General features: G+C 61.7%; 30 protein-coding genes and 1 pseudogene. 12 read left to right on the top strand and 19 right to left on the bottom strand.

Translation table 11 applies throughout. From position 1 onward, the window contains the following. Positions 1 to 64 precede the first annotated feature (64 nt). A complete protein-coding gene (locus QTL95_RS27670; protein ID WP_289723032.1) occupies positions 65 to 652 on the top strand; it encodes an SAM-dependent methyltransferase in 588 nt (195 codons plus the stop codon). Positions 653 to 709: 57 nt separating this feature from the next. On the opposite strand, the gene ilvC is transcribed toward QTL95_RS27670, so the two are convergent. From ilvC to QTL95_RS27655, 3 genes are all read right to left on the bottom strand, one after another. Beyond that, positions 710 to 1,729, bottom strand: a complete 1,020-nt coding sequence (gene ilvC, locus QTL95_RS27665) for a ketol-acid reductoisomerase (protein ID WP_289723031.1) — start codon at positions 1,727 to 1,729, stop codon at positions 710 to 712. A gap of 58 nt (positions 1,730 to 1,787) precedes the next feature. After that, complete coding sequence (locus QTL95_RS27660; protein ID WP_289723030.1) at positions 1,788 to 2,441, bottom strand: TetR/AcrR family transcriptional regulator C-terminal domain-containing protein; 654 nt, start codon at positions 2,439 to 2,441, stop codon at positions 1,788 to 1,790. Positions 2,442 to 2,561: 120 nt separating this feature from the next. Further along, a complete protein-coding gene (locus QTL95_RS27655; protein ID WP_289723029.1) occupies positions 2,562 to 3,464 on the bottom strand; it encodes an AraC family transcriptional regulator in 903 nt (300 codons plus the stop codon). Positions 3,465 to 3,665: 201 nt separating this feature from the next. On the opposite strand from QTL95_RS27655, the gene QTL95_RS27650 reads away from it, so the two are divergent. Beyond that, complete coding sequence (locus QTL95_RS27650) at positions 3,666 to 4,712, top strand: NAD(P)-dependent alcohol dehydrogenase (protein WP_289723028.1); 1,047 nt, start codon at positions 3,666 to 3,668, stop codon at positions 4,710 to 4,712. Positions 4,713 to 4,790: 78 nt separating this feature from the next. Here the strand turns inward: QTL95_RS27650 and QTL95_RS27645 are convergent, their stop codons facing one another. Continuing rightward, positions 4,791 to 6,053 carry an NAD(P)/FAD-dependent oxidoreductase gene (locus tag QTL95_RS27645; protein ID WP_289723027.1) on the bottom strand — a complete coding sequence of 421 codons (1,263 nt, stop codon included), beginning with the start codon at positions 6,051 to 6,053 and terminating at the stop codon, positions 4,791 to 4,793. A gap of 184 nt (positions 6,054 to 6,237) precedes the next feature. Between QTL95_RS27645 and QTL95_RS27640 the strand changes: the two genes are divergently transcribed. From QTL95_RS27640 to QTL95_RS27630, 3 genes are all read left to right on the top strand, one after another. Continuing rightward, positions 6,238 to 7,155: a bifunctional helix-turn-helix transcriptional regulator/GNAT family N-acetyltransferase gene (locus tag QTL95_RS27640; protein WP_289723026.1), complete on the top strand. Its 918-nt coding sequence runs from the start codon at positions 6,238 to 6,240 to the stop codon at positions 7,153 to 7,155. Between the two features lie 58 nt (positions 7,156 to 7,213). After that, positions 7,214 to 7,831, top strand: a complete 618-nt coding sequence (locus QTL95_RS27635; protein ID WP_289723025.1) for a TetR/AcrR family transcriptional regulator — start codon at positions 7,214 to 7,216, stop codon at positions 7,829 to 7,831. 76 nt (positions 7,832 to 7,907) lie between these two features. After that, positions 7,908 to 9,119, top strand: coding sequence for an MFS transporter (locus QTL95_RS27630; protein WP_289723024.1), 1,212 nt, complete (start codon positions 7,908 to 7,910; stop codon positions 9,117 to 9,119). 51 nt (positions 9,120 to 9,170) lie between these two features. Here QTL95_RS27630 and QTL95_RS27625 read toward each other — a convergent pair whose 3' ends face one another. Continuing rightward, positions 9,171 to 9,590, bottom strand: coding sequence for a winged helix-turn-helix transcriptional regulator (locus tag QTL95_RS27625; RefSeq protein WP_289723023.1), 420 nt, complete (start codon positions 9,588 to 9,590; stop codon positions 9,171 to 9,173). A gap of 123 nt (positions 9,591 to 9,713) precedes the next feature. On the opposite strand from QTL95_RS27625, the gene QTL95_RS27620 reads away from it, so the two are divergent. Next, positions 9,714 to 10,601, top strand: a complete 888-nt coding sequence (locus QTL95_RS27620) for an SDR family oxidoreductase (RefSeq protein WP_289723022.1) — start codon at positions 9,714 to 9,716, stop codon at positions 10,599 to 10,601. A 69-nt stretch (positions 10,602 to 10,670) separates the two neighbouring features. Here QTL95_RS27620 and QTL95_RS27615 read toward each other — a convergent pair whose 3' ends face one another. Further along, on the bottom strand, positions 10,671 to 11,423 hold the full coding sequence (locus tag QTL95_RS27615) for a pyridoxine 5'-phosphate synthase (RefSeq protein ID WP_289723021.1): 753 nt from the start codon (positions 11,421 to 11,423) through the stop codon (positions 10,671 to 10,673). A gap of 424 nt (positions 11,424 to 11,847) precedes the next feature. Between QTL95_RS27615 and QTL95_RS27610 the strand changes: the two genes are divergently transcribed. Then, positions 11,848 to 12,534, top strand: a complete 687-nt coding sequence (locus QTL95_RS27610; protein WP_289723020.1) for a MerR family transcriptional regulator — start codon at positions 11,848 to 11,850, stop codon at positions 12,532 to 12,534. A gap of 8 nt (positions 12,535 to 12,542) precedes the next feature. Here QTL95_RS27610 and QTL95_RS27605 read toward each other — a convergent pair whose 3' ends face one another. Further along, the gene (locus QTL95_RS27605; protein WP_289723019.1) at positions 12,543 to 13,670 is read right to left on the bottom strand and encodes an ATP-dependent DNA helicase; all 1,128 of its coding nucleotides are present in this window, start codon (positions 13,668 to 13,670) and stop codon (positions 12,543 to 12,545) included. Positions 13,671 to 13,845: 175 nt separating this feature from the next. Between QTL95_RS27605 and QTL95_RS27600 the strand changes: the two genes are divergently transcribed. From QTL95_RS27600 to QTL95_RS27590, 3 genes and pseudogenes are all read left to right on the top strand, one after another. Continuing rightward, positions 13,846 to 14,226: a COG4315 family predicted lipoprotein gene (locus QTL95_RS27600; protein WP_289723018.1), complete on the top strand. Its 381-nt coding sequence runs from the start codon at positions 13,846 to 13,848 to the stop codon at positions 14,224 to 14,226. A 21-nt stretch (positions 14,227 to 14,247) separates the two neighbouring features. Further along, positions 14,248 to 14,764, top strand: a pseudogene (locus QTL95_RS27595) (RNA polymerase sigma factor). Further along, positions 14,761 to 15,543, top strand: a complete 783-nt coding sequence (locus tag QTL95_RS27590; protein ID WP_289723017.1) for an anti-sigma factor family protein — start codon at positions 14,761 to 14,763, stop codon at positions 15,541 to 15,543. The pseudogene QTL95_RS27595 and the gene QTL95_RS27590 overlap by 4 nt, the downstream one beginning before the upstream one ends. A gap of 28 nt (positions 15,544 to 15,571) precedes the next feature. Here QTL95_RS27590 and QTL95_RS27585 read toward each other — a convergent pair whose 3' ends face one another. The 8 genes from QTL95_RS27585 to QTL95_RS27550 form a co-directional block, all read right to left on the bottom strand. Next, positions 15,572 to 15,943 (bottom strand): nitrile hydratase accessory protein, encoded by a 372-nt coding sequence (locus QTL95_RS27585; RefSeq protein ID WP_289723016.1) that lies wholly within the window; start codon positions 15,941 to 15,943, stop codon positions 15,572 to 15,574. 87 nt (positions 15,944 to 16,030) lie between these two features. Continuing rightward, the gene (locus tag QTL95_RS27580; protein ID WP_289723015.1) at positions 16,031 to 16,456 is read right to left on the bottom strand and encodes a type II toxin-antitoxin system death-on-curing family toxin; all 426 of its coding nucleotides are present in this window, start codon (positions 16,454 to 16,456) and stop codon (positions 16,031 to 16,033) included. Next, positions 16,453 to 16,704 (bottom strand): hypothetical protein, encoded by a 252-nt coding sequence (locus tag QTL95_RS27575; protein WP_289723014.1) that lies wholly within the window; start codon positions 16,702 to 16,704, stop codon positions 16,453 to 16,455. Before QTL95_RS27575 ends, QTL95_RS27580 begins: the two co-directional genes overlap by 4 nt. 74 nt (positions 16,705 to 16,778) lie before the next feature. Beyond that, positions 16,779 to 17,444 (bottom strand): nitrile hydratase subunit beta, encoded by a 666-nt coding sequence (nthB, locus tag QTL95_RS27570; RefSeq protein ID WP_289723013.1) that lies wholly within the window; start codon positions 17,442 to 17,444, stop codon positions 16,779 to 16,781. Continuing rightward, complete coding sequence (gene nthA / locus QTL95_RS27565) at positions 17,441 to 18,094, bottom strand: nitrile hydratase subunit alpha (RefSeq protein ID WP_289723012.1); 654 nt, start codon at positions 18,092 to 18,094, stop codon at positions 17,441 to 17,443. Before nthA ends, nthB begins: the two co-directional genes overlap by 4 nt. An 80-nt stretch (positions 18,095 to 18,174) precedes the next feature. Beyond that, a complete protein-coding gene (locus QTL95_RS27560) occupies positions 18,175 to 18,768 on the bottom strand; it encodes a LysE family translocator (RefSeq protein ID WP_289723011.1) in 594 nt (197 codons plus the stop codon). A gap of 109 nt (positions 18,769 to 18,877) precedes the next feature. After that, positions 18,878 to 19,201 (bottom strand): type II toxin-antitoxin system PemK/MazF family toxin, encoded by a 324-nt coding sequence (locus tag QTL95_RS27555; protein WP_289723010.1) that lies wholly within the window; start codon positions 19,199 to 19,201, stop codon positions 18,878 to 18,880. 28 nt (positions 19,202 to 19,229) lie between these two features. After that, on the bottom strand, positions 19,230 to 19,499 hold the full coding sequence (locus QTL95_RS27550) for an AbrB/MazE/SpoVT family DNA-binding domain-containing protein (protein WP_289723009.1): 270 nt from the start codon (positions 19,497 to 19,499) through the stop codon (positions 19,230 to 19,232). A 69-nt stretch (positions 19,500 to 19,568) separates the two neighbouring features. On the opposite strand from QTL95_RS27550, the gene QTL95_RS27545 reads away from it, so the two are divergent. Beyond that, a complete protein-coding gene (locus QTL95_RS27545; RefSeq protein WP_289723008.1) occupies positions 19,569 to 20,414 on the top strand; it encodes an aldo/keto reductase in 846 nt (281 codons plus the stop codon). Positions 20,415 to 20,454: 40 nt separating this feature from the next. On the opposite strand, the gene ilvN is transcribed toward QTL95_RS27545, so the two are convergent. From ilvN to QTL95_RS27525, 4 genes are read right to left on the bottom strand one after another with little or no spacing between them, the layout of a single operon-like run. Further along, positions 20,455 to 21,027 carry an acetolactate synthase small subunit gene (gene ilvN, locus QTL95_RS27540; protein ID WP_289723007.1) on the bottom strand — a complete coding sequence of 191 codons (573 nt, stop codon included), beginning with the start codon at positions 21,025 to 21,027 and terminating at the stop codon, positions 20,455 to 20,457. 28 nt (positions 21,028 to 21,055) lie between these two features. Then, entirely contained in the window at positions 21,056 to 21,460 is a 405-nt protein-coding gene (locus tag QTL95_RS27535) for a type II toxin-antitoxin system VapC family toxin (protein ID WP_289723006.1), read from the bottom strand. Continuing rightward, the gene (locus tag QTL95_RS27530) at positions 21,438 to 21,776 is read right to left on the bottom strand and encodes an AbrB/MazE/SpoVT family DNA-binding domain-containing protein (protein WP_289723005.1); all 339 of its coding nucleotides are present in this window, start codon (positions 21,774 to 21,776) and stop codon (positions 21,438 to 21,440) included. The genes QTL95_RS27535 and QTL95_RS27530 overlap by 23 nt, the downstream gene beginning before the upstream one ends. Positions 21,777 to 21,832: 56 nt before the next feature. Next, entirely contained in the window at positions 21,833 to 23,626 is a 1,794-nt protein-coding gene (locus QTL95_RS27525) for an acetolactate synthase 3 large subunit (protein WP_289723004.1), read from the bottom strand. A 334-nt stretch (positions 23,627 to 23,960) separates the two neighbouring features. Here QTL95_RS27525 and QTL95_RS27520 point away from each other — a divergent pair, with 334 nt between their 5' ends. Next, a complete protein-coding gene (locus tag QTL95_RS27520; protein ID WP_289723003.1) occupies positions 23,961 to 26,000 on the top strand; it encodes an ATP-binding protein in 2,040 nt (679 codons plus the stop codon). Positions 26,001 to 26,003: the final 3 nt, after the last annotated feature.

The raw sequence follows: 26,003 nt of genomic DNA, 5'->3' as shown, positions 1-26,003 counted from the left end.
ACTTCGAAACGCTTTATATATGTTTCGTGATATGCTTTTCCTCACGGCTGACGAGGCAAGGATCATGTCCGACGAACCGACCTCTTCGTTTTACAGAGACAATGCCGCGACCTATGCCGCGCGTGATCGGACGTTGCCGATCCGCCGTCTCGATGCGTTTCTGTCGAGACTTGAGCCCGGCGCCGCCATTCTGGAACTCGGCTGCGGCGCCGGCCACGACAGCGCCTACATGCTCTCGAAGGGCTTCGACGTCACTCCGACGGATGGCTCCGCCGAACTCGCCAGGCAAGCCGAAGCACTCCTCGATTGTCCCGTCGAGATCATGCGTTTCGATGAACTGGACGAGGACGAGGCTTTCGACGGCGTCTGGGCCGAGGCAAGCCTGCTGCATGTGCCGCGCGCGCAACTGCCCGATATATTCGCCCGCATCCTGCGCGCGCTGAAGCCCGGCGGCCTGTTCCACGCCACGTTCAAGGCTGGAGACGCCGAAGGGTACGACGGCTTCGGCCGGTATTATAACTATCTCTCCGCCGAACTACTCTCCGACCTTCTAGGCGCCGGCGGCTGGCACGGCATCGTCATCAGCGAGGGAGACGGCGGCGGTTACGACGGCAAGCCGACACGCTGGCTCTCCATGCGCGCGCAAAAATAGAAGAAGGCCGGCGCTTTCGCACCGGCCTCCGTTTTGTGATCCGGAAGATCTAGCCGATTAGTTGACCGACTTGTCGACCAGCTTGTTCTTGCCGATCCAGGGCATCATGCCGCGCAGCTTGGCGCCGACTTCCTCGATCTGGTGGCTGTCGTTCATGCGGCGAATGCCCTTGAAGCGCGAGCCGCCTGCCTTGTATTCCTGCATCCAGTCCGAGGTGAACTTGCCGGTCTGGATGTCGTGCAGGACGCGCTTCATTTCAGCCTTGGTTTCAGCCGTGATGATGCGCGGGCCGGTGACGTATTCGCCCCACTCGGCCGTGTTCGAGATCGAGTAGTTCATGTTGGCGATACCGCCTTCATAGATCAGGTCGACGATGAGCTTCACTTCGTGCAGGCACTCGAAGTATGCCATTTCAGGCGCGTAGCCAGCTTCCGTCAGCGTTTCGAAGCCGGCGCGGATCAGTTCGACGAGACCGCCGCACAGAACGACCTGTTCGCCGAAGAGGTCGGTTTCGCACTCTTCGCGGAAGTTGGTTTCGATGATGCCCGAACGACCGCCGCCGACGCCGCAGGCGTAGGAGAGCGCGAGTTCAAGCGCGTTGCCCGAGGCGTTCTGGTGAACGGCAACGAGGCAGGGAACGCCGCCGCCCTTCTGGTATTCGCCGCGAACCGTGTGGCCCGGGCCCTTCGGCGCGATCATGACGACGTCGAGCGAAGCCTTCGGCTCGATCAGGCCGAAGTGAACGTTGAGGCCGTGCGCGAATGCGATGGCAACGCCGTCGCGAATGTTGCCGGCGATGTCGGTCTTGTAGATATCGGCCTGCAGTTCGTCAGGCGTTGCCATCATGATCAGGTCGCCCCACTTGGCGGCGTCGGCGACGGTCATGACCTTGAAGCCGTCGGCTTCGGCCTTCTTGATGGTCGGGGAGCCGGCCTTGAGCGCGATGGCGACGTTGGCATGGCCGCTGTCCTTCAGGTTCAGCGCGTGAGCGCGACCCTGCGAGCCGTAGCCGACGATAACGACGTTCTTGGACTTGATGAGATTGAGGTCAGCATCACGATCGTAATAGACGCGCATTTGAATTTTCCTTCCCTTTGCTTGTCTTGTAGACTGTCAGTATTCGGTAAATCTGTCGTCAGACGACGGCCGGCATCTCTGCCAGCGCCTTCTCCGTGCCGTAGAGCCGGAGGAAGGCAGTCACCGCCTTTTCCGCCTGGCGCGCGGCATCCGTAACGCCCGTTGTATCTCCGAGCAGCATGCGCACATGCAGGTCGGAGACGATCAGGCCGTAAAATGTGTGGTAGGCTTCGTCGGCGTCGTGAAAGCGCAGCAGACCTGCGCGCTTGCCGGCATCGATCAGCGCCATGGCGCGGCGGTCGATCTGCCGGCGGCCGCGCTCGAGCAGCAGCTTGCCGAGCTTGGAGCCGTCGCGCGGCGACTGGCCGATCGCGAGCCGGTTCAGCGCCAGCGACACGTCGCCCGCCAGAACTTCCAGGAGATCGCGCGAGAAGATCACGAGATGGTCGTGCAGGCTGGCCGAGGTCAGGCGCTCGCCGTTGCGCTCGAAGGTGCGCACCTTGCTCGCCTGGTAGGCGATCATCGCCGACAAAAGGCCGTCACGGTCGCCGAACCACTTGTAGAGGCTTTCCTTGGAGCAGTTGGCGGCGCGTGCGACGCCCGACGTCGTCAGCGCCTTCTCGCCGCCATCGACGAGCAACCGCAGCGCCTGCTCCAGAACGGCGTTCTGGCGCGGCGAGAATTCGCTGGGCTCCAAGTTTTCGACAGACACGGCATTCGCTCCCGATAAGTACCGTACGGTACGGTTCGTGAGCGCTTATCGCGCAGAAGGCCCGGCCCGTCAAGGGGCTTTGAAAGGCAGCGGCATAAATTTTCGGCGCACCGCGCTCGTTTATTCGGCAGCGTTCAACACGGCACCGACATCGCGGGCCGGCGACAATCCGTAGAGACGGCTGTACTCGCGGCTGAACTGCGACGGGCTCTGATAGCCAACGCGATGCCCGGCGGTGCCGGCATCCAGCCGCTCGATCAGCATCAGCCGCCGTGCCTCGTGCAGACGGATCTGCTTCTGGTACTGCACCGGCGTCATCGCCGTGATCGTCTTGAAGTGATGATGGAACGACGAGACGCTCATGTTGACATGCTCGGCCAGTTCCTCGACACGCAACGTCCGCGCGAAATTCTCGCGCAGCCATGCGATGGCGCGGGCGATGCGATGCCCCTGGCTATCGGCCATGACCATGTCGATCAACTGTTCTCCGGCCGGCCCGGTCAGGATGCGGTAGAGGATTTCCTGCTCGACCAGCGGCGCCATCGCCGGAATGTCGGCCGGACGATCAAGCAAGCGCAACAGACGCACCGCCGCGTCGAGGAGCTCCGGCGTCGCGACGTTGACGACGATGCCGCGCTGGGCGGACGGCGCCGCCGCCGTGCGCTGTATGTTCGACAGGCTAAGCAGATGCAGCAGCTTCTCCCGGTTGATCGCCAGCGTGATGCAGAAATGCGGCACCTCGCTGCTCGCCTCGACGACCCGCCAGGTCACCGGCAGATCGAGCGAGGTGAGCAGATAGTCGCCGGCACCGTAATTGATCGTATCCGTGCCGAGCTGCACGCTTTTTGCGCCCTGGATCACCATGGCGAAGCACGGCCGGTAGCTGCCATGGCACGGCGCGCTCGGCGTGGTGCGGCGGCTGATCCCGAGCCCCTCGATGCCGGTCTGCACATCGCCGTCGCCGGTTGCGAAACGCGCCGCGATCGATGCGATCTCCTGGTAGCGATTGAAGGGCAAGGTCATCGGGCACACTTTCCGGCAGGAGCGGCATCAGCGCCGCGGTCCTTGCATATGTAGAATGGAAATCGCGCTTCGCAAACAGCACCTGCATCCAGATTTGCAGGATCGTGCAAGAACGCCAGAGGATCGCTCTAACGCTCGTTGCTGCGTTGCGGCATAAATGCCCTCGTCCGAACCACCCCTTTAAATATATGGAGTTTTCCCATGGCTATCGCAAAAGGCTATGCTGCCACAGACGCCTCCAAGCCGCTGACGCCGTTCACCTTCGAGCGTCGGGAACCGAATGCGGACGACGTCGTTATCGACATCAAGTTTGCAGGCATCTGCCACTCCGACATTCACACCGTTCGCAACGAATGGCAGAATGCCGTTTACCCGATCGTCCCCGGCCACGAAATCGCCGGCATCGTTTCGGCCGTGGGCGCCAACGTCACCAAGTTCAAGGTCGGCGACCGCGTCGGCGTCGGCTGCTTCGTTGACAGCTGCGTCGGCTGCGCCACCCGCGACGTAGACAACGAGCACTACATGCCCGGCCTCGTCCAGACCTACAACAGCGTCGAAGCCGACGGCAAGACGGCGACGCAGGGCGGCTATTCCGACTCGATCGTCGTCAAGGAAGGCTACGTCCTGTCGATCCCGGACAACCTGCCGCTCGACGCGTCCGCGCCGCTCCTTTGCGCCGGCATCACGCTCTACTCGCCGCTCGCACACTGGAAGGCTGGTCCTGGCAAGAAGGTCGCGATCGTCGGCATGGGCGGCCTCGGCCACATGGGCGTGAAGATCGGTGCGGCGATGGGTGCCGACATCACCGTACTCAGCCAGACGCTGTCGAAAAAAGAAGACGGCCTGAAACTCGGCGCCAAGGAATACTACGCCACCTCGGACGCCTCGACCTTCGAGAAGCTCGCCGGTACCTTCGACCTGATCATCTGCACCGCGGGCGTCGCCATCGACTGGAACGCCTATCTAAACCTGCTCAAGGTCGACGGCTCGATGGTCATCGTCGGCGCGCCGGAGCATGCCATCCCGGTTCACGCTTTCTCGCTGATCCCAGGCCGCAAGAGCCTGTCCGGTTCGATGATCGGCTCGATCAAGGAAACCCAGGAAATGCTGGATTTCTGCGGCAAGCACAACATCGTCTCCGAGATCGAGAAGATCAACATCCAGGACGTCAACGAAGCCTATGAGCGTGTACTGAAGAGCGACGTTCGCTACCGCTTCGTCATCGACATCGCCTCGCTGGCGGCCTGATAACAACCCCTATCGACGAACAACAAACCCCGCCTCACCGGCGGGGTTCTTTTTTTCGTCCATCTACCTAAGCGTAGACTACTTCTTGTCCGGGATCGTCTCGCGCTGCGTGATCAGCCGCGCGCTGTGCTGGCCACTGAGGAAGATCCATAACCAGCTCCAGGCTACGGCGAAGCGCGAGCGTGTGCCGATCAGGAAGTAGATGTGGGCGATGCCCCAGATCCACCAGGCAAGCCCGCCCTTGAGCTTGATACGGCCGAAATCGGCGATCGCCGCACTCCTGCCGATGGTCGCCAGGCTGCCTTGATGACGATACTTGAAGACCGGCGGCGTCTTGCCTGTGAGGCGCGCGCGGATGACCTGGGCCGCATAGCCGCCCTGCTGCTTGGCTGCCGGCGCCACGCCCGGCACCGGCGCACCGCTCTCCTGCATCACGGACGCAGTGTCGCCGATGACAAAGACATCAGGCAATCCAGGCGCGGTCAGATCCTTTTCGACGATGGCGCGCCCCGCCCTGTCGGCCGGTATGTCAAGCCAGCGCGCGGCAGGCGAAGCCTGCACGCCCGCAGCCCAGCTGATCGTCCGGCAGGGAACGAATTCATCCCCGATCTGGACGCCATCAGCCGTGCATTGCGTGACCGGCTTTCCGAGCCGCACCTCGACGCCGAGATCGTTGAGCGCCTTCAAGGCATATTCAGACAGCTCCGGCACAAAGGTCGGCAGAACGCGCGGCCCCGCCTCCACGAGCATGACCTTGGCCTTGCGTGTGTCGATGTTGCGGAACTCCTTCGGTAGCGTCTTGTGCGCGAGCTCGGCGATGATGCCGGCAAGCTCCACGCCGGTCGGCCCCGCACCGATGATGACGAAGGTGAGCAGTGCGTCTCGGACTGCCGGGTCGCTTGCCGTCTCCGCCTGCTCGAACGCAAGCAGCACGCGACGGCGGATCGTGGTCGCATCCTCGAGCGTCTTCAGGCCGGGCGCAACCGGCTCCCAGTCGTCACGACCGAAATAGGCATGGGTCGCTCCCGTCGCCAGCACCAGCGTATCATAGGAAATGGTAGGCCCGTCGCGAAGTGTCACCGTCTTGGCGACCTTGTCGACGCCCATGACGTCACCCAGCAGCGTCGTCACATCGGGACGGTCGCTGTAGAGATGGCGGATCGGCCAGGCAATCTCGGACGTCGCCAGGATCGTCGTCGCGACCTGATAGAGCAGCGGTTGGAACAGGTGGTGGTTGCGCCGATCGATCAAAGTGATCTTCACGCCGGCGCCCTTGAGACCATTGACCAGTTGCAGTCCGCCGAAACCGCCGCCGACAACGACGACATGGTGATCACTCATGGAGAATCCTTTTGCAATAAGACGCGACCTCCCGCCCCTTCATACGGTCACCACTTGTCATTTCGCAAATTTTTCTTTCGCGCCGTAATGTCGCAACCATGTGAACGCGCAGCCGAACAGCCGCGGTATATATTTGACTCAGTCCACCAAATAGGGGACAACGTCTCCTATCAGGAGATGTGCCATGCTCGATTCGCAACTCGTCGAAGCCGCCCGAGACTTCAATCGCTTCTACACCAACTTTCTCGGCGTCCTGAACAGGGCCTATCTGAACACGCCCTTCACGCTTACCGATGCAAGGGTATTGTTCGAGGTGGGATCTCACGAAGGCATAAGCCCGGTGACCCTCAGCCGCGATCTACAGCTCGACCCGGCCTATCTCAGCCGGATGCTGAAGCGTTTCCGCAATGAAGGCCTGATCGAAACGCGGCCGGACCCGGCCGACGGACGTGGCCAGCTTGCCTTTGTCACCGATAAGGGACGCGCCGCGTTTCAGGAACTCGGCAGGCGCTCCAACGCCCAGATCGAGGCCCGCTTCAACGAACTCGCCAGCGACCAACCGCAGCGGATCGTTGCGGCAATGCGGACGATCCGCTCGATGCTCGATCCCGCCAGTACGGCGCCACCGGCCATCATCCGCGCACACAGACCCGGCGATATCGGCTGGATCGTCCAAAGCCAGGCAAAGGCCTACACCGAGGAATACGGCTGGGACATGCGCTTCGAGGGTCTGATCGCCGAGGTGGCCGGACGCTTCCTGGCGAATTTCGATCCGGCCACGGAGCATTGCTGGATTGCCGAGCGCGGCGGCCTCAACATCGGCTCCATTCTCGTCACCAACGGCGGCGACGGCGTCGCCAAGCTCCGCCTTCTGCATGTCGACAAGTCGGCACGCGGTCTGGGGCTCGGAAAGACACTGGTCGATGAATGCGTTCGCTTCTCCAGGGACAAGGGATATCGACAGATTTCGCTTTGGACCAATGACATCCTGCATGCGGCCCGCGGCATCTATGTCAGGGCAGGCTTCCGCCTCGTCTCCGAAGAGAAACATCGCATGTTCGGCCCGGAACTGAACGGCCAGACCTGGGTGCTGGACCTCTAGTTTGCTGCAACGCAAAATTTCACTTGATTTGGAAACGATCATTTCCTAATTAGGTGGCATGACGACGGAAACCCTCGACAGAAAGCATCCGGCCCGCGGCCGGCCTCGCACATTCGATCTCGAATTGGCGCTCGACGGGGCACTCGCGGTGTTCTCCGAGCGTGGCTACCAGGCTGCCTCGATCAGTGATCTGACCGAGGCGATGAACTTGACGTCGGGCAGCGTCTACAAGGCTTTCAAGGACAAGCGCGGCGTCTTCCTGGCCGCTTTCGAGCGTTACCGCGCCGTTCGCCTTGCTGTTCTGCAGGGACGACTCGACGGCGTCGGCAGCGGCCGCGAGAAAGTTCGGCAGCTTTTGTCATTCTACGCCGACTCGTCACACGGGCTGTCCGGCAAGCGCGGCTGTCTCGTTGTAAGCAGCGCCAACGATCTCGCCCTCTTCGACGAGGAGGCCGCAAACCAGATCAGGGCCGCCTCCGCAATCAATGAAAAGAGGATATTGGACCTGCTGCATCTCGGCCAGGCCGACGGCTCGATCTCGTCGTCGGTGGACCCTGAAAGCTTGGCCCGCACGCTTTTCTGTCTCACGCAGGGCATGCGGATCGCCGGCAAGACCGGCCGGGGCCAGGAAGAGATGGCCGCCGTGGTGGATCGGGCGATGCAACTCGTCACCTGAGAACACTCAAGAAAGGGCGCAACGTTCGCCCGCCTAGAACCAGATCATAATCCGAACAGGCCCCATCGGAGCGCACATGAGCATTTCAGCCACTAGTCCCGAGACCGTCGCCCATCCGACGATTTCGCCATTGATGACATTCCTTTTCGCCGCCGCCTGCGGGCTCGTGGCCGCCAATCTCTATTACGGCCAGCCGCTGGCCGGCCCGATCAGCGCCTCTCTCGGCTTCTCTCCCGCCGCCACCGGCCTGATCGTCACGCTGACGCAGATCGGCTACGGCCTCGGCCTGCTTCTGCTCGTTCCGCTCGGCGACCTGATGGAAAACCGCAAGCTTGTGCTGACGCTTGTATTGATGTCGGCGATTGCGCTGATCGGCGCGGCTCTGTCGAGCACGCCGACGATGTTCCTGACCGCGTCTCTCTGTATCGGCCTCGGCTCGGTCGCCGTTCAGGTCCTCGTGCCCTTCGCTGCCAACATGGCGCCGGATGCCTCGCGTGGCCGCGTCGTCGGCAATGTCATGAGCGGCCTGCTCTGCGGCATCATGCTTGCCCGCCCCGTCGCGAGCTTCCTCGCCGAGGCCACCTCCTGGCACGTCGTCTATTACGCGTCGGCCGTCGTCATGATCCTGCTCGCCGCCATCCTGCGCATCCAGCTGCCGGTCCGCACCCCGCACACACGGTTGAGCTACGGTGCACTGCTCGCCTCCATGGCCCATCTCGCTCTGCACTCCCGTGTCCTGCAGCGCCGCGCGCTCTACCAGGCCGGCATGTTCGGCGCCTTCAGCCTGTTCTGGACGACGACGCCGCTCCTGCTCGCAAGCCCGGCCTTCGGCCTGACGCAGAACGGCATCGCCCTCTTCGCGCTTGCCGGTGCCGCCGGCGCCATCGCCTCGCCGATCGCCGGACGCCTCGCCGACCGCGATCTCGGCAAGATTGCCTCCACCATGGCCATGCTCTGCGGCATCATCGCCTTCCTGATCAGCCATTTCGCGACAGACGGCTCGGCACTCGCGCTGACGCTGCTGACGGCAGCCGCGATCATTCTGGATTTCGGGGTAACGACCAATCTCGTGGTTGGCCAGAGGGCGATCTACGCGATCAGCCCGGAGCACCGCAGCCGCCTCAACGGCCTGTTCATGGCAACCTTCTTCGCCGGCGGCGCCTTCGGCTCGGCCATCGGCGGCTGGGCGTTTGCCACCGGAGGCTGGACGCTGGCCGCCTGGATCGGCCTCTGCTTCCCGAGCCTCGCTTTCCTGCTCTTCCTCACCGAAGGACGGCGGAAGCGCTGAACGATCAGCAAAGGCGTGACGCTTCATTCCGCGCCGCAAGGCACGGGAGCGTCACGCACCCGATGCGTCGAACTTGATCCGGGCGGCGCGAACGGCCTCATGGTTGTTCTCCGCCCAGTTCAACAGCAGTGCCAGTGGCTGGTAGAGCGACTGGCCGAGATCGGTCAGCCGGTATTCGACGCTCGGCGGCTTGGTCGGAAACACCTCGCGCTCGATATAGCCGTCGCGCTGCAGGTCGCGCAGCGTCTGCGTCAGCATGCGCTGCGAAATATCCGGGATCATCCGGCGAAGTTCTCCGAAGCGGTAAGGCCGCTGCGACAGCGCCTCCAGCATCAGCGTCGACCACTTGCCGCCGATCTGCTGCATCATGTCCCGCACCGGGCAATTGTTGAAATCGAGCTTGGAGAGATCGACCTCGTTGCGCACGCGCGGCGCGGCCTTGCTCTTCAGGTTGACGACGGTGCCGGCCATTCTGCTGGTTCCCTTTTGGTAACTTACGGCGCAAAAACTGCCTCCTTTACAGCGGTCGGTCAATCCCTATTTTAGCCCTAGTCTCTTTTCGAGACCAGCAATCGAACGTAGAGGTTTACAGACATGAGCGAAACGATCCTCATCACCGGTGCCGCCGGACAGCTCGGCCAGCGCGTCATCCACCACCTGCTCGAGACCTACAAGGTTCCCGCGGCCAACCTGATCGCCGCCAGCCGCGACACCTCCAAGCTGGCCGACCTCGCCGCCAAGGGTATTCAGACCCGCAAGGCCGATTTCGATGACGCCGCCTCGCTGGAAGCAGCCTTCAAGGGCGCCGACCGCGTGCTCATCATCAGCACCGACGCCCTCGCCGTTCCCGGCCAGCGCCTGAAGCAGCACACGACCGCTGTTGAAGCCGCCGTGAAAGCCGGCGTCAAGCACATCGCCTACACCTCGATGCCCTCGCCCGACAAGTCGCTCGTCACCTTCGCGCCCGATCACCTCGGCACCGAAAACGCCGTCAAGGCCAGCGGCCTGCCCTACACGATCATCCGCAACGCCTGGTATCTCGACAACTACATGCATTCCATGCCGCACAATCTTCAGGGCGGCAGCTGGTACACGGCATCGGGCGACGGCAAGGTTCCGAACATCTCGCGCGACGATTGCGCTCTTGGCGCGGCCGCGGCGCTTGCATCCGGCACCAAGAACAGCGCCACCTACACGCTGACGGGCGCCCAGTCGCTTTCCGCCGACGAAATCGCCGCCGCCATCTCGCAAGCCGCCGGCAAGCCGCTCGCCGCCGTGAAGGTGACCGACGACCAGCTGCGCCAGGGCCTGCTCGGCGCCGGTCTTCCCGATTTTGTCGCTGACATGCTGGTTTCGGCCGACGCCAATGTCCGCGCCGGCAATTTCGATCACGTGACCGAGGACTTCAGCAAACTGACCGGCAAGCAGCCGCAGTCGCTGAAGGACTACTTCGTGGCCAACAAGGCAGCGCTCGTCGCCTGACAGCGCTGTCGTTGACGCCACGGCCCGCTCCGCACCACCGGAGCGGGCTTTCATTCGATCAGAACAGCGTCAGATCTTCTGGCCACAGGCGCGGCAGAAGCGGCGCACCGTCTCGGCCATGCCGAACTCCAGTGCATCCGCCGTCAGCCCGTGGCCAATCGATACCTCGGCGAGATCTGGAATGCGTTTCACCAGCGGCGGAAGATTGGCGACGGTAAGATCATGTCCGGCATTGACGCCGAGCCCGATCGCCAGCGCCGCATCTGCCGTCTTGCCGAGTGCTTCGAGAATCGGCCCCACCCGCTCCGGCGCGTCGTAACAGCCGCCGTATGGGCCAGTGTAGAGTTCGATGCGATCTGCACCGACTGCCTTGGCGATCGCAACGGCTTCCTCGTCCCCGTCCCCATCGGCGAACAACGACACCCGCGTCCCCATTGCCTTCAGCCGCCCGATCATGTCGGTCAGAAACGCACGATGCGCGCGAAAATCCCAGCCGTGGTCAGACGTCGCCTGCGAGGGATCGTCGGGCACCAGCGTTACCTGCTCAGGTGCTGCCGACTTGCACAGTTCGATAAACTCGTCCGTCGGATAGCCCTCGATGTTGAATTCCGCTTCTGGAAACTCGTCATCGATCAGGTTGCGGATGACGGGGAGATCGGAGAAGCGAATATGCCGCTGGTCCGGCCGCGGATGCACCGTCAGCCCGCTGGCGCCGGCCTTGAGCGCGATTCGCCCCAGCGCCTCCACGCTTGGCCAGGGCAGATCGCGACGATTGCGCAGCATGGCGATGGCGTTGAGATTGACGGAAAGCGTAGTCGGCATGATGAAGCATCCAATCAGGCAATGATCTCTCGCTTTTAAGCCAAACCTCCCGTCTTCGCCAACGAGATTCGCTCATGGGTTCATCTCATTTGATGATGCAGCGGATACAACCAATGCATGCGACAAAAGCCGCCCCATTCATGTATCATCGCCGAATTTAAGTGATTAACCGATACGCCTTCAATATGTTAAGACCACAACGTCAAGCAATGATGTACAATTCATCCGCAGCATTGCCCTCTTATTTAAAAGTGATTACTTTTAATACTAACAAAATACGCCATTCCTGAATAACATCAGCACAATATGTCCGCAGATATGTGCTAGGCGTTGCTTTGGAAATAAAAACATCACCGGAGGAAAAGCGGTCTACCGAGCTACGATATCGCGCAAAACTGCACCTCATGCATGAACAGGAGGGTTCATGACAGAGAACGACAAGCCCAGCTTTTCTGCGGCTGTTCCGTCGCAGGCGCAACCACGACACCGGTTTCTCCCGTTTGCTCCGCTTCCACCCGACCTGCCCTCCGGCAAGGTTCCTATTGCTGAAATGGCCAATGCCTTCGGCGTTACCCATCGTACGCTGCATTTTTACGAAGAGAAGGGCCTGATATCGGCAAGCCGCATGGGGCTGATGCGCGTTTATGACCGCAGCGACATCATGCGGATGGCGATCATCAATCTCTGTCGCGACGCGGGCATGGCGGTGGCGGTTATCCAGGAGCTGATGAACGAACTTTTGGAAGCGGACTCGCAGGAGAGTGCCGAAAGCATCTTCCGCGCCGCCCTCCTCACACGCAGGCGTGAACTGACCGCCGAAATGTCGACGCTCCATCGGCAACTGCGCCAGGTGACCGATCTCCTGGATCAGGATATCGAGGACGACACGCCACTCAACGACAACGTGAATGCAGCGGCCCTGACCGATCAGGAATCGCGCTGCCTCGTCCTCATGGCCGAGGGGCAATCCACCCAGCGCATCGCCCGCACGCTCGATCTCAGGCAGGAAGATGCCGAACTCCTGGAATCAGGCATCATCCGCAAGCTGCATGCCAACAACCGTTTCCAGGCTATCGCCAAGGCCGTCCTGCTCGGTATCGTCCAGGTCTGAGAAAGCTTCTAGCGAACGATCGTCAGCGTTTCCGCCGCGCGCGTGATGGCCGTATACAGCCAGCGCTCCCTTGTATCGCGAAACGCCCAGCTCTCGTCGAACAGAACCACATTGTTCCACTGCGAGCCCTGCGCTTTGTGGACCGTCAGCGCATAGCCGAAATCGAACTCGTCATAACGCTTGCGCGTGTTCCACGGAATCTCGCCCTCGACATCCTCGAAGGCCTGCTTGAGCAGCTTGATCTTCGCCGCGCCGCGATCCATGTCGTCGTCTTCGGGACGGATCAAAAGGTTGATCCCGGGCTTCGTCGTCTCCTTCGACGACGTCATCACCTGCCAGAGCGAACCGTTGAGCAGCCCCTTGGCCGGATCGTTGCGCAGGCACACCAGCTTGTCGCCGGTCTGCGGATAATCCGTCGTGAAACCCTTGAGTTCGCGCAGACGCTGATTGTAGCGGCGGCGCGTGCGATTGGTGCCGACAAGCACCTGGTCGGCATCGAGGACCAGCGCCTGGTTGACTTCGTTCTTCGAGATCACCTGCGCCGATCCGTAATCGCCGTACATGATCTCCTTGCCCTCGCGCACCTGCATGGCGAGCCCGATGATCGGGTTGTCGCGCGCCTGCCGGTGAATATCGGTCAGGAGATAATCCGGTTCCTGGTTGGTGAAGTAGCCGCCGCCGGAAACAGGCGGAAGCTGACCGGGATCGCCGAGCACGAGAATCGGCGTGCCGAAGCTCATCAGGTCCTTGCCCAGCGCCTCGTCCACCATGGAGCACTCGTCGACGATGATCAGCGCCGCCTTGGCGACCGGGCTCTGGCGGTTGATCGAGAACATCGGCGCGATCGAGGTCTTGCCGGTCTCCTCGTCCTCGACAGCCTCTTCGCCGCGCGGCCGGTAGATCAGCGAATGCAGCGTGCGCGCGTTGCTGGCGCCGCGCGACCGCAGCACCTGCGCCGCCTTGCCGGTGAACGCCGCGAACAGCACCTCGCCATCGACATGCTCGGCGAAGTGTCGCGCAAGCGTCGTCTTCCCTGTGCCAGCATAGCCGAACAGGCGGAAAATCGGAGCCTTTCCCTCCTTCAGCCATCTGGAAACGGCCTTCAGGGCTTCGTCTTGTTGCGGAGCAAATTGCATGATCCATCGACTTGGCAGGATTCGCGCGGGATAGGCAACCGCAAAATGGTGAGCGTCAGCCGGCCTTCATACCCTGCCGAATAAAAATCACCGGTACCAGGGAATAAAATCGCCCCTCGCTTTGTCTCATGTCAGGCAACGCAAACCGCGTGCGCCCAAACCGAGGAGACACCCGATGAAATCCGCGAAATTCCTGATCGCTTTCGCCGTCGCATCCGCAGCCGCCACCGCAGCCTTCGCCGCCCCGCCCGTGAAGACGGTCGAATCCGCCAAGGGCAAGGTTCTCGCGGGCGAAAACGGCATGTCGCTCTACACTTTCAAGAAGGACAAGATGGGCATGTCCAATTGCTACGACGACTGCGCCAAGAACTGGCCGCCGCTGATGGCCGATGGCAATGCCAAGCCGGAAGGGGCATACTCGATCGTGGACCGCAAGGACGGCACCAAGCAATGGGCAAAGGACGGCATGCCACTCTATTTCTGGGTCAAGGACAAGAAGATGGGCGACATCACCGGTGACGGCGTCAAGGATGTGTGGGATGTCGCAAAGCCATAAGCGCTGGGCGGGCTCGATCGCATGAAGCCACCCGCGCCCGAAACCTTCGAGGGCCAGATCCTGGCCCTCCTCCCGTCACTCAGGCGCTATTCCCGCAGCCTGGTCCGCTCCGACAGCGATAGCGAGGACCTGCTGCAGGACTGCGTCGAGAAGGTGCTCTCCCGCCGCGCGCAGTGGCGCGGCCTAAACCTGCGCGGCTGGGTGCTGACGATCATGACCAACCTCTACCGCAACCAGCGCCGCACCATCGTGCGCGGCAACCTCGTCGATATAGACGGCGCCGTGGACGTGGCAGCACCCGAGACATCCGCCGACCCGCTCGAACGCTCCCGCCTGGAAGACGCGCTGGAACGGCCTGTCGGAAGATCACCGCGCCGTGCTGATGCTCGTGGTCATCGAGGGTTACACCTACCAGGAAGCGGCTGACATACTCGATATCCCGCTCGGCACCGTGATGTCACGCCTTTCGCGCGCCCGCCAGCAGCTGGCCGAACACATGAAATCAGACAATGTCATTACGCTTCGGAGACCGAAATGAACGCCGCCGACCAACCCGTGACCGAAGCGGACCTCCACGCCTACACCGATGGCCTGCTTGCCGATGCCGATCACGCGCGCATCGAGGCATGGTTGCGCGACAATCCCGATGATGCCGCGAGAATAGCCGAATGGCAGGCGCAGAATACCGGCATCAAGACGATGTTCTCAGGCTATGAACACAGCAGGCCCGGCGATGCCGATATGGTCGGCAGGCCACCGGTGTTTTCCCCATGGTCGAAACGTCTCGCAGCGGTCGCGGCAACCATCGCCGTCTTCGCCGCCGGCGCGCTCGCCGGCCACTACGGCCCCGCCCTGTTCGAACGCCCGCAATTGCAGCTGACAGCGCAGGAAACCTTCCCGAAGGAAGCGCAGAACGCCTTCCTCGTCTACGCCAGCGAAGTCCGCCACCCTGTTGAGGTCTTCGCCGACGACGAAGCGCACCTCGCCACATGGCTCGGCAAGCGCCTGGCAATCGCAAATCTCAAGGTGCCCGATCTTGCGAGCCTGAACTACCATCTCGTCGGCGGCCGCCTGCTGCCTGTCGATGGCAAGCCGGGCGCGATGTTCATGTACGAGAACCAGGCCGGCGAACGCCTCACGGTCCTCGTCGGCCGCAACGCCGCCAACCGGACGACCAGCTTCCGCTTCGCCTCATCAGACAATATCGAGACCTTCTACTGGATCGACGGCGAACTCGGCTATGCCGTGACCGGCGAGATCTCGCGCGAGGAATTGAGAAAGGTCGCGGAGGAGTGCTATCGGCAGTTCCCATCGTAAAGTCACGACATGGGGACTTGCGACACCATCAGCGCTGCGGATCATTGTCGAGCGTAATCGGCTTGCCATGCGGCGTGGCCTCCGCCGCCCGCTGCCAACTCTGCTGCAGAGCCGCGATCGTCTCGGCATCGGCAACACCACGATCAACAAGAATCGAGGACAGCGCCGCCACCCAGCAATCGAAGTAATCGCTGCCATCCTCTGCTCTGCCGGGCTTGTGCAACTCGCCCGACAACGCCTCGGCCCACTCGGTCCAGGCAAACAGGCCGCGCTCGTGCAGATGGACGGTCATCGCAAAGGCTTCGGCAGCCCACGGCTCGGGAAACACCGGCTCGCCGTCTTGGGAACGTGGCAGCTGGGGCGATTGGGCAAGCGGCGAGCGTTTCTCACACTGGCTCAAGGTAGTTCTCCGAAGGTGCGGGTGAAGAGAAATGGTCGCTCATAAAGATTTCTTAGTACTATAACGAAAATCGCCAGGTCCTTTGTATTACAATTTAGGATTTGGCGTCATGCGATCTCTGACGATCCCGACGACCTCGTCAAACGCGATTTTATCGTCCATCAACTGCTCGACAGCCTTTGCGACAAATAGCTTTGCAGATTCGGCTTGCTGGTGATCTCGATCGTATAAGAGTGTGTAGCCATTCAATGCCAGGAAGTAACGTGCCGCTGCCCAAGCCGTCCGCTTGTTGCCTTGTGCGAAACCGTGAGCTTTTCCGACACCATAGATCATATGCGCGGCGAGAACTGCTATATCGGCCTCTCCATATGCAAATTGGTTTCTAGCGCGATCGATTCCGGCTTCTATCGACGCCATGTCGCGAACAAGGTGCGGCTCCCCGGTCGCTCCCACAGCCCGTTTGTTGAAATGAACGACATGTTCAGCGGCGACCCAAACGGGTTCGTGGCTCACTTGGCAAGATGCTCCATAATAACGGCATCTTCCTCAAGCAGGTAATCCATGAATGCGTCAGGATCGAGCGGAACCGGCTTGGTTGCAACGGCAGACTTGGCAACATTGTCCCCCAGCGCGCGCAGAGGATCACTCCCGCTCCCAGCAGCGGTAAACTTGCCGGTTTCGCCATCTCTGTCCACGGAAACGTAAGCCCCGTCGCGCACAGGTCGTGTCTGAGAACCCATTCTGACGTTTTTCTTGCTCATGCTTGCAAATATAGCGACGGGCCGTCGCTTGTCAAAGAGACGGAAATCGTCGCAACCCTTATGGCTTTGGGCTTTCAACCAACAGCCGGAACCAGATACGATTCCCACGCATCGATCGATACCGTCAGCGACGGATCCGCCCCCTCGCCCCAGATTTCGCCACCATCGAACACGACGGTATAGACCCATTGCGGGTTCTCGCCCTTGCCATGCGCGTTATCATCGGGAAACACGAAGGAGCCCTGCACCGCCTCTACGACACCGACCTTGGCGCGCGCGTAACGCGGCAACCGCGTATGCGTCGTCGGATTGAAATTCCGCGTCCTCACCTTATCGCCGACGGCAAATCGCGCAGGCTCATCAAGCGGACGATCGCAAGGGCCGCCCTTGGCGAGAACACCTGCAACCATGTCGGCTTTCAGCACCCGCTTAGGTGCAGCACCCTCGAATTGCCTGTGACCGCTGGCAATCTCCTCGGCGCTGGTAAAGCCGTGCCGTTCCAGAAGCACCTCCAGCGCCCGCGTCCAGATCTCGTAATAGCTGGCAGAGAGATAGCTGGCCGGCGGAATGCTTTCGCGCGCATGCCGGCTTTCATCGATGTTCCAAGCGCCGAAGGCACCGCAGGAGAGCGTCAGCCCCAGAGCCCGCTTTTCCCACTCAGCGTGGAAATAGGGCTCGTCCTTTTCGGGCGCGACGGCGCCGAAGCCCATCTGGCCGCCGAGATCGTGGGGCCCGTTCATGACGCCGCTCCCGGCACGGCCGCAAGCCCGGCACCGATCATCGCGTCGCGGCTGACGAGATCGGCAAGCCGCTCCTCGCTCCAGCCCTCGGTTCCCTCCGGCCGCTGCGGGATGACGAGATAGCGCAGTTCAGCCGTCGAATCCCAGACGCGGATCTTCTGTCCCTCCGGCAGGGTCACACCGAACTCGGCGAGCACCCCGCGTGGATCGATCACCGCCCGCGAACGATAGGCCGGCGCCTTGTACCAGACGGGCGGCAGCCCCAGCACCGACCACGGATAGCAGGAGCACAGTGTACAAACGACGAGATTGTGCGTCTCGTCGGTGTTGAACACCGCGCGCATGTGCTCGCCCTGTCGGCCCGTATAGCCGAGGCTTGATATCGCCGCGGTCGCGTCGCGCTTCAGCCATTCGGCGAAACCGGGATCGCTCCACGCCTTGGCCACCACCCGCGCGCCGTTCCGGGGCCCGACCTTGGTCTGGTAGGTGTCGACGATGGCGTCGATCGCGCCGGGATCGATCAGCCCTTTCTCCGTCAGCACAGTCTCCAGTGCCTTCACCCGAGCCTGCATGTCGGAGTAGTGGTTGTCGTGGTGGTGCCCATGATCATGGGCGTGTTCATGGTGGTGGTGATCATTGTCGTCGTGCAAGATAATACCCTCCGCCAGTGTCCCGCCTATTTTTAAGCGCTCGCGACCCGGACGCCAAGCCCCGGCGGCACGCAGCAAGGCTATTTCAGCATTGGCCACAAGCTGAGGACCAGAAGCACCGCCATGGTGATGTTGAACCATTTCAGCCGCACCGGGTCCGACAGCCAGTCCCGCAGCGCCGAACCGAAGCCGGCCCAGGTGGAAACGCTCGGCACGTTGACGGCGGCGAACGCCAGCCCGACGATCAGCACACTGACAAAATAGATGTCTTGGATCGTATAGGTTGCCATTGCCGTCACCGCCATCACCCAGGCCTTCGGATTGACCCACTGGAATGCCGCCGCCGACAGGAAAGACATCGGCTTCACCGCACCCTTCCCTTCGCTGAGCGATCGCGAGGTCGCGATCTTCCAGGCGATCCACACCAGATACGCGCCGCCCGCGAACTTCAGCGCCGTATAAACCGCCGGCACCGTATGCAGCACCGCGCCGAGCCCGAACCCGACGCCGATCAGCAGCGAGAAGAACCCGGCGCCGATGCCGATCATGTGCGGGATCGTCCGGCGGAAGCCGAAGTTCACGCCCGAGGTGAACAGCATCATGTTGTTCGGACCCGGCGTGATCGATGTAGTGAAGGCAAAGAGAAGGAGAGCCAGAAACGTATCCAGCGGCATGGGTGACCTCCATGGCTCGCGATCATCGCCCCGAGCCTTGTTCATTTAGGTCAGGATAACTGACCTAAATCCGAGTTTCCAGCCATCCATTGTTATGGTGACAGGATTGTCAGCCTCCCGCGCCGGCCACTTCCAGGTCGAGCAACCGGCCGACATAGCTTCTGACGAGCATGACGAAATCGGCGGGCATCGGCTCGATGAAGCGCAAGAGGCGCGCGGCCTTGTCGATCGACCGAACCTGATCCGCCAACACCATTCCCCGTGTCTTCAATCCATCGGGCAAGGCGATCTTGGTTGTCCATGGCTGTATGTTGCTTGTGATCGGACAGACGATCACCCGGCGGGATCGAAGGTTCATACTATCCGCCGACAGGATGATCACGGGTCGAATTCCAGCTTGCTCACTGCCGAGGATAGGATCGAGATTGGCCAAGTATATGGCCCCGGCGGAAGGCGGTGTATCATTCATCGTCGTAGAAGCGCTCCGAGCCGACGTCACGACCCCAATCCACGGTTTCCGGCTCGTTTTCCCACCCCAGCCTGTCCATCTCCGCCACCATCTCTTCAAGCGAAGGCGCCAGTTGCTGCTTCGGCTTTTCCAGCGTCGCCTTGCCATCGCGAACATCTAGGTTGACCACATCCCCAGCGCGCAGATGCAGCTCGTCCGTCACCGTTTTCGGCAAACGGATGGCAATGCTGTTGCCCCACTTGGAAATCGTGACTTTGGTCATATCTACCGGACCTCGTGATATCCGATGTATATCATCGATGGCATCCACCGACAATCTTGAGGTTCCGCCATGTCCGCGCCCATTCCGAACGTCACCCTTCCCACCGGCATCTCAGTTCCTGCGCTCGGTCAGGGCACATGGAACATGGGGGAGAAGGCCTCCCAGGCAACGCGTGAGATCGAGAGCCTGCGCGCAGGTCTCGACCTCGGCATGACGCTGATCGACACCGCCGAGATGTACGCCGAGGGCGGCGCCGAGAAGATTGTTGGCGAAGCGATCCGCGACCGCCGCGACGAAGTCTATCTCGTCAGCAAGGTCTATCCCTGGAATGCCAGCCGCAAGGGCACGATCGAGGCCTGCGAAAGCAGCCTATCGCGCATGGGCACCGATCGTATCGATCTTTACCTCTTGCACTGGCGCGGCAGCCACCCGCTGGCCGAGACCGTCGAGGCCTTCGAGACGCTGAAGGCCGAGGGCAAGATCGGCGCCTGGGGCGTGTCCAACTTCGACGTGGAGGACATGGAGGAATTGCTGGCCGTTCCCTCGGGCGGCAACGTCGCCGCCAACCAGGTGCTCTACAATCTCTCCCGGCGCGGCGTCGAGTTCGATCTCCTGCCCTGGTGCCAGGAGCGAAATATTCCCATCATGGCCTATTCGCCGATCGAGCAAGGCCGCATCGTCCATCACCCCGAGATCATCCGCATCGCCAAGGCCAACCAGGCGACACCGGCCCAACTGGCGCTCGCCTTCCTCCTCGAACGCGATGGCGTCATCGCCATTCCGAAGACATCCAGCGCCGCGCGCGTTGCCGAAAACCGCGACGCCGTTTCGCTCGACATCAGTGATGAGGACTGGGCCGCGCTGGACGCCGCCTTCCCGCCGCCGGCACGAAAAAAGCCGCTGGCGATGCTCTGACCTCCAGCGGCTTCCTATCCAACGGATTGCGGGGCCAGCCCTACATGCCCTGCGGACCACGGTTCATCGCCGCGATCCCGGTGCGGCAGACTTCGATCAGGCCGAGCGGCTTCACGATTGCCACGAACTGGTCGATCTTCGACGACTTGCCGGTCAGTTCGAGGATGAAATGCTCGACGGTTGCATCGACGACCTTGGCATGGAAGGCGTCGGCCAGGCGCAGCGTCTCCGCGCGCGTCTCGCCCTCACCCGCCACCTTGATCAGCGCCACCTCGCGTTCGATCGGCCGCTCCTGACCGAGCTCGCGTGCCCGTACCGTCAGGTCGACAACGCGATGCACTGGAATGATGCGCTCGAGCTGCGCCTTGATCTGCTCCAGCACCTGCGGCGTCCCGCGCGTCACGATGGTGATGCGCGACAGATGCGCCTGATGCTCGGTCTCGGACACGGTCAGGCTTTCGATGTTGTAGCCGCGCCCGGAGAACAGGCCGATGACGCGGGCAAGTACGCCCGGTTCGTTGTCGACGAGAACCGAAAGCGTATGGTTCTCGATCGCCGCCGTCTCAGGCGAAATGAAGTAGGCGGAGCCCGTGGGCTGTAGGTGTGCATTCATGTCTTGGTTCCGTTTCCTCAGATTATGGTCAGGACGCCAGCTCGACGCTGACGGAATTGATGTGTTTTTGAGCAAGCTTGGCGAGGTTGCGATCGAAGGTGATGAAGGTGTCTGCAGACGAAAGCGCGGAAATGTGAAAAGCATCGGCAAAATCGATGCCGTTTGAAAATGCTTCCAACGTACGGATGACCCTTTCCCTCTCGGCAAAGATGAAACGTTCGGAAAGAAGCATCGCCTGGAACAATGCGATTATCCTTGGCCGAACAAAGCTATAACGGCTGCGAAGCACCCACTCCGTTTCCAGAAGAACGGTTGACAACACGACAAGGCGATATCTCGTCATGATATCGGATGCAGTTGCCCACTGCTCGTCATCGTCCTGGGCAAAGAGTCGGACGAGGATGTTGGTATCAACCGTCCTTGTCGTGGTCATCCTTGGCCCCGTCTGCCCATTGCCGTTCCAGCCGTTCCCAATCCTCGATCGCGGCTTGATTGATCGCCTCGTGCATCATCTCGTCGGTGACAGGCGGACCTTCGTATTTCGGAAAGCTTCTAACGAACGCCAGAAACTCATCGATGGTGAGCTTGCGTTCCTCATCCGTTGGACGAAGCGTCGGTACGACATCAAGAAATATCCGCTGACCGTCATCAGTCACCTCGAATTCGACGCCGGCCTTGAAGCCATGCGCATCTCGCACCGCCTTCGGCAGCTCTACCGTACCGGCATCCGACATCTTCACTCTGGCCATTGCACCTGCTCCTCAAGGAAGGGACGCGATTAGTCTAGCGCGTCCCTTGCACTCGATCAAACGAGCGCGCGCCCCTTGGCGTCGATGGCGTTGGCGACCGCCTCGTCCGTGGCTTCGTCCGGCAGCAGCATCTCGTTATGCGCCTTGCCCGACGGGATCATCGGGAAGCAGTTGGCGAGATTGGCGACGCGGCAGTCGAAGATGACGGGCTTCTTGACGTCGATCATCTCCTGGATGGTCGCGTCGAGATCGCCTGGCTTTTCGCAGCGCAGGCCGACGGCGCCATAGGCTTCCGCCAGCTTGACGAAGTCGGGCATCGCCTCGGTGTAGGAGTTCGACAGGCGGTTGCCGTGCAACAGCTGCTGCCACTGGCGCACCATGCCCATGTACTGGTTGTTCATGATAAAGATCTTGATCGGCGCCTCATACTGGATCGCCGCCGACATTTCCTGAATGCACATCTGGATCGAGGCATCGCCGGCAATGTCGATGACGAGACTTTCCGGATGCGCGATCTGCACGCCGAGCGCCGCCGGCAGGCCGTAACCCATCGTGCCGAGGCCGCCCGAGGTCATCCAGCGGTTCGGCTTCTCGAAACCGTAGAACTGCGCCGCCCACATCTGGTGCTGGCCGACTTCGGTGGTGATGAAGGTGTCACGGTCCTTGGTCAGCGCATAGAGACGCTCCAGCGCATATTGCGGCATGATGACGTCGTTGCTCTGAGTATAGGCAAACGAGTTGCGCGCACGCCAGCGGGCGATATCGGACCACCATTCCGCGATCTGGCTCTTTTCAGGCTTCTTCGGCAGAGCCCGCCACAGGCGGACCATGTCTTCAAGAACGCTGCCAACGTCACCGCGGACAGGAACGTCGACGCGGACGTTCTTGTTGATCGACGACGGATCGATATCGATGTGGATCTTTTTCGAGTTCGGCGAAAACGCGTTGAGTCGGCCGGTAATGCGGTCGTCGAAACGGGCGCCGATACAGACCATGACGTCGCAGTCATGCATCGCCATGTTCGCCTCGTAGGAGCCGTGCATGCCGAGCATCTTCAGCCAGTTCTTGCCGGATGCCGGATAGGCGCCGAGGCCCATCAGGGTCGAAGTGATCGGGAAATCGGTGAGCTCGACCAGCTCGCGCAGCAGCTTGGAAGCTTCGGGACCGGAATTGATGACGCCACCGCCGGAATAGATGATCGGCTTGCGCGCCTTGGCCATCAGCTCGATCGCCGCCTGGATCTGATTGAGATCGCCCTGGACCTTCGGCTGATAGCTCTTCTGGATCGCATGCGCCGCCGGCGGCGTGTAGGTGCCGGTGGCGAACTGAACGTCCTTCGGAATGTCGACCAGAACGGGACCCGGACGGCCCGACTGCGCAATGCGGAAGGCTTCATGGATGATCGCCGCCAGATCGTTGACGTCCTTGACCAGCCAGTTGTGCTTGGTGCAGGGGCGCGTGATGCCAACCGTATCGGCTTCCTGGAAGGCGTCGGAACCGATCAGCGAGGTCGGAACCTGGCCACTCAGGCAGACGAGCGGAACGGAATCCATCAACGCGTCCTGCAGCGGCGTAACGGCATTGGTTGCGCCCGGCCCCGATGTGACGAGCATGACGCCGACTTTGCCGGTGGAGCGGGCATAGCCTTCGGCCGCATGGCCGGCGCCCTGCTCGTGGCGCACGAGGATATGCTTGATGTCGTCCTGCTGGAAAATCTCGTCATAGATCGGAAGCACGGCGCCGCCGGGATAGCCGAACAGGTGTTCGACACCATTGTCCTTGAGCGCGCGGATGACGATTTCCGCGCCTGTCATCCTGTTTTCGTCCGTCTGATTGTCCGTGCCCGTCATGTTCTTGTTCCGTTTTGACTGCTGGGATTTGAAGGTCTTGAGCGGCGAGCCTGAATTTCAGGCATAAAAAAAGGCCCCTTGGGGAGCCTGTTGTCTAGCGCATGGGTGGCTGTCGCCGGATGGTTACACCATCCTGCCCATGCGCTTTCCCACCACAATAAGAGCTGCTGCTATCTTCATGGCGGGAAGTGATAGACAGAAAATTGCGTATCGTCAACGCTGCCAGCAACAAAAAATCGGCTCTGTCTCTTGGCATGGTGTCGGCTCTTGGAAGCCAGAAGAGTTTATTAAGCGTTCAACGCTATACTCCTCTCCCACCGCAGGGAGTAGCCCTTTGCTGAAGAACGACTTGCAGATATCAGGCAAGCCAGGCGAGCATGACCGCCGAGATGGAGACGCGCCGGGAAACCGTCTGCTCGGCCGCGTCGTCGCCTGCAGCGGCGCCCGCGCGACCATCGCCGCCGTGGCTGAAGCGGGTGGCACCGATCTTTCGGAACTCTGGTCGGTTGGCAAACTCATCTCAATCAGCGTCGGCCTCAATCGCGTCGTCGCCCTTGTCTACTCCATGAATACGAGCACGCATTCATGGGGCGAAGGCGAGGACAACGGTTTCAGGATCGAGACCGAACTGCTTGGCGAGGTTCGCGTCGATGAGAACGGCCGCGAGGAGTTCTCCACCGGCATCTCGCGCTACCCCTATCTCGGCGCCGTCGCCCACCGTATCCGCGCCGCCGACTTGATGCGCATCTACGATGCCGGCGCCGGCACCACCGCGGTCATCGGCAAGCTCACCCAGGACGAGAGCATCGACGCCGCGATCCACGTGCCGTCGATGCTGTCCAAGCACTTCGCCATCGTCGGCTCCACCGGCGTCGGCAAGTCCACGGCCGTCTCGCTGCTGCTACACAAGGCGATCGAATCGGACCCGAAGCTGCGTGTGCTGATTCTCGACCCGCACAACGAGTTCGCCGCCGCCTTTCCAAAGCACTCCGTCGTCATCGACACCGATACGCTCGACCTCCCCTTCTGGCTGATGCGGCTGGAAGAGTTCGCCGAGGTTGTCTTCCGCGGCCGCACGCCGGTGCCCGAGGAAGTGGATATCCTTAGAGACATCCTGCCCGAAGCGAAGCGCGCCTTCCGCGGCAGCGACAGCTCGCTTGTGCGCCGCACGACGGAGAAAAGCTCGATCACCGCCGATACGCCGGTGCCCTACCGCATGGCGGACGTGCTCGCGCTGATCGACGAGCGCATCGGCCGGCTCGAAGGCCGCAGCGAAAAGCCTCTGTTGCGTTCGCTGAAGATGCGCGTTCTCGCCGCCATCAACGATCCGCGCTACCACTTCATGTTCTCCAACAATACGATCAGCGATACGATCATGGAGACCGTGGCCGAGATCTTCCGTATCCCCGGCGATAACCGGCCTATCTGCACCTTCCAGCTCTCGGGCATCCCGTCGGAGGTCGTCAATTCGGTCGCCTCGGTGCTTTGCCGCATGGCGTTCGAAATCGCTCTCTGGAGCGATGGCGCGATCCACATGCTCGTCGTCTGCGAGGAGGCGCACCGCTACATCCCGTCCGATCCCAATCTCGGCTTCTTCCCGACGCGCCAAGCAATCGCCCGCATCGCCAAGGAAGGCCGCAAATACGGCGTTTCGCTGGGGATCATCACACAGCGCCCCGGCGAGCTTGACCAGACCATCCTCTCGCAATGCTCGACGCTGTTTGCCATGCGCCTGTCGAACGACCGCGACCAGGAAATCATCCGCTCGGCGATCCCGAACTCGTCGATCTCGACCACCAGCTTCATCTCTTCGATCGGCAATGGCGAGGCTATCGCCTTCGGCGAGGCCATCAGCGTGCCGATGCGCATGCGCTTCTCGCGCGTCGATCAGAAGCTGCTGCCGAAGGCAAATGGCGCCAACGTGAAGGTGTCGGAGGAAGATCCCGACAACGTCGACCTGCGCAAGATCGTGACGCGCATGCGCGCCACCAGCGGCCCCGACATCTCCGCCTTCCAGCAGAGCTTCAGCACCGCCAACCTTCCCTACATGGATGAAGAGGACGACGAGGACGGCTTCGCCGAATTGCCGTCGACCACCGCAAGCTTCTCCGTCGCGCCGCCCTTGGCGCCAATGGAATCCTACCGGCGTGACATGCTGCCGCGCGCATCCACCGCACCGACGCCCCCTGCCGCCGCCCCCGAAACGTCGATCGACAGTCGCCTCGAGGCGCTGCGACGCGAGATGCGCGCCGAAACGCAGCCGAAACCCGCGGAGCCGCCGGCCGGCACAGCAGGCATCCGCCGCGAGCCCAACATGTCGCTGCGCGAAAGCATCCTGAAGAAGCCGCTGAGCAGCCTCTACAACAAGGATTGAAAA

Source organism: Rhizobium sp. S152 (assembly GCF_030380735.1).
Taxonomy (GTDB): Bacteria; Pseudomonadota; Alphaproteobacteria; order Rhizobiales; family Rhizobiaceae; genus Rhizobium.
The sequence above is the reverse complement of the archived record's forward strand: the minus strand, read 5'-3'. Positions and strand labels throughout refer to the sequence as shown.

What these genes read in the sequence shown, in the direction of transcription:
- QTL95_RS27545 (WP_289723008.1), top strand. Translation starts at nt 19,569, where the DNA reads ATGTCCGCGCCCATTCCGAACGTCACCCTTCCCACCGGCATCTCAGTT.
- QTL95_RS27560 (WP_289723011.1), bottom strand. Translation starts at nt 18,768, where the DNA reads ATGCCGCTGGATACGTTTCTGGCTCTCCTTCTCTTTGCCTTCACTACA.
- QTL95_RS27650 (WP_289723028.1), top strand. Translation starts at nt 3,666, where the DNA reads ATGGCTATCGCAAAAGGCTATGCTGCCACAGACGCCTCCAAGCCGCTG.
- QTL95_RS27625 (WP_289723023.1), bottom strand. Translation starts at nt 9,590, where the DNA reads ATGGCCGGCACCGTCGTCAACCTGAAGAGCAAGGCCGCGCCGCGCGTG.
- QTL95_RS27610 (WP_289723020.1), top strand. Translation starts at nt 11,848, where the DNA reads ATGACAGAGAACGACAAGCCCAGCTTTTCTGCGGCTGTTCCGTCGCAG.
- nthB (WP_289723013.1), bottom strand. Translation starts at nt 17,444, where the DNA reads ATGAACGGGCCCCACGATCTCGGCGGCCAGATGGGCTTCGGCGCCGTC.
- QTL95_RS27670 (WP_289723032.1), top strand. Translation starts at nt 65, where the DNA reads ATGTCCGACGAACCGACCTCTTCGTTTTACAGAGACAATGCCGCGACC.
- QTL95_RS27590 (WP_289723017.1), top strand. Translation starts at nt 14,761, where the DNA reads ATGAACGCCGCCGACCAACCCGTGACCGAAGCGGACCTCCACGCCTAC.
- QTL95_RS27635 (WP_289723025.1), top strand. Translation starts at nt 7,214, where the DNA reads ATGACGACGGAAACCCTCGACAGAAAGCATCCGGCCCGCGGCCGGCCT.
- QTL95_RS27600 (WP_289723018.1), top strand. Translation starts at nt 13,846, where the DNA reads ATGAAATCCGCGAAATTCCTGATCGCTTTCGCCGTCGCATCCGCAGCC.
- ilvN (WP_289723007.1), bottom strand. Translation starts at nt 21,027, where the DNA reads ATGAATGCACACCTACAGCCCACGGGCTCCGCCTACTTCATTTCGCCT.
- QTL95_RS27550 (WP_289723009.1), bottom strand. Translation starts at nt 19,499, where the DNA reads ATGACCAAAGTCACGATTTCCAAGTGGGGCAACAGCATTGCCATCCGT.
- QTL95_RS27605 (WP_289723019.1), bottom strand. Translation starts at nt 13,670, where the DNA reads ATGCAATTTGCTCCGCAACAAGACGAAGCCCTGAAGGCCGTTTCCAGA.
- QTL95_RS27630 (WP_289723024.1), top strand. Translation starts at nt 7,908, where the DNA reads ATGAGCATTTCAGCCACTAGTCCCGAGACCGTCGCCCATCCGACGATT.
- QTL95_RS27655 (WP_289723029.1), bottom strand. Translation starts at nt 3,464, where the DNA reads ATGACCTTGCCCTTCAATCGCTACCAGGAGATCGCATCGATCGCGGCG.
- QTL95_RS27615 (WP_289723021.1), bottom strand. Translation starts at nt 11,423, where the DNA reads ATGCCGACTACGCTTTCCGTCAATCTCAACGCCATCGCCATGCTGCGC.
- QTL95_RS27530 (WP_289723005.1), bottom strand. Translation starts at nt 21,776, where the DNA reads ATGGCCAGAGTGAAGATGTCGGATGCCGGTACGGTAGAGCTGCCGAAG.
- QTL95_RS27575 (WP_289723014.1), bottom strand. Translation starts at nt 16,704, where the DNA reads ATGAGCAAGAAAAACGTCAGAATGGGTTCTCAGACACGACCTGTGCGC.
- ilvC (WP_289723031.1), bottom strand. Translation starts at nt 1,729, where the DNA reads ATGCGCGTCTATTACGATCGTGATGCTGACCTCAATCTCATCAAGTCC.
- QTL95_RS27535 (WP_289723006.1), bottom strand. Translation starts at nt 21,460, where the DNA reads ATGACCACGACAAGGACGGTTGATACCAACATCCTCGTCCGACTCTTT.
- QTL95_RS27645 (WP_289723027.1), bottom strand. Translation starts at nt 6,053, where the DNA reads ATGAGTGATCACCATGTCGTCGTTGTCGGCGGCGGTTTCGGCGGACTG.
- QTL95_RS27620 (WP_289723022.1), top strand. Translation starts at nt 9,714, where the DNA reads ATGAGCGAAACGATCCTCATCACCGGTGCCGCCGGACAGCTCGGCCAG.
- QTL95_RS27525 (WP_289723004.1), bottom strand. Translation starts at nt 23,626, where the DNA reads ATGACGGGCACGGACAATCAGACGGACGAAAACAGGATGACAGGCGCG.
- QTL95_RS27640 (WP_289723026.1), top strand. Translation starts at nt 6,238, where the DNA reads ATGCTCGATTCGCAACTCGTCGAAGCCGCCCGAGACTTCAATCGCTTC.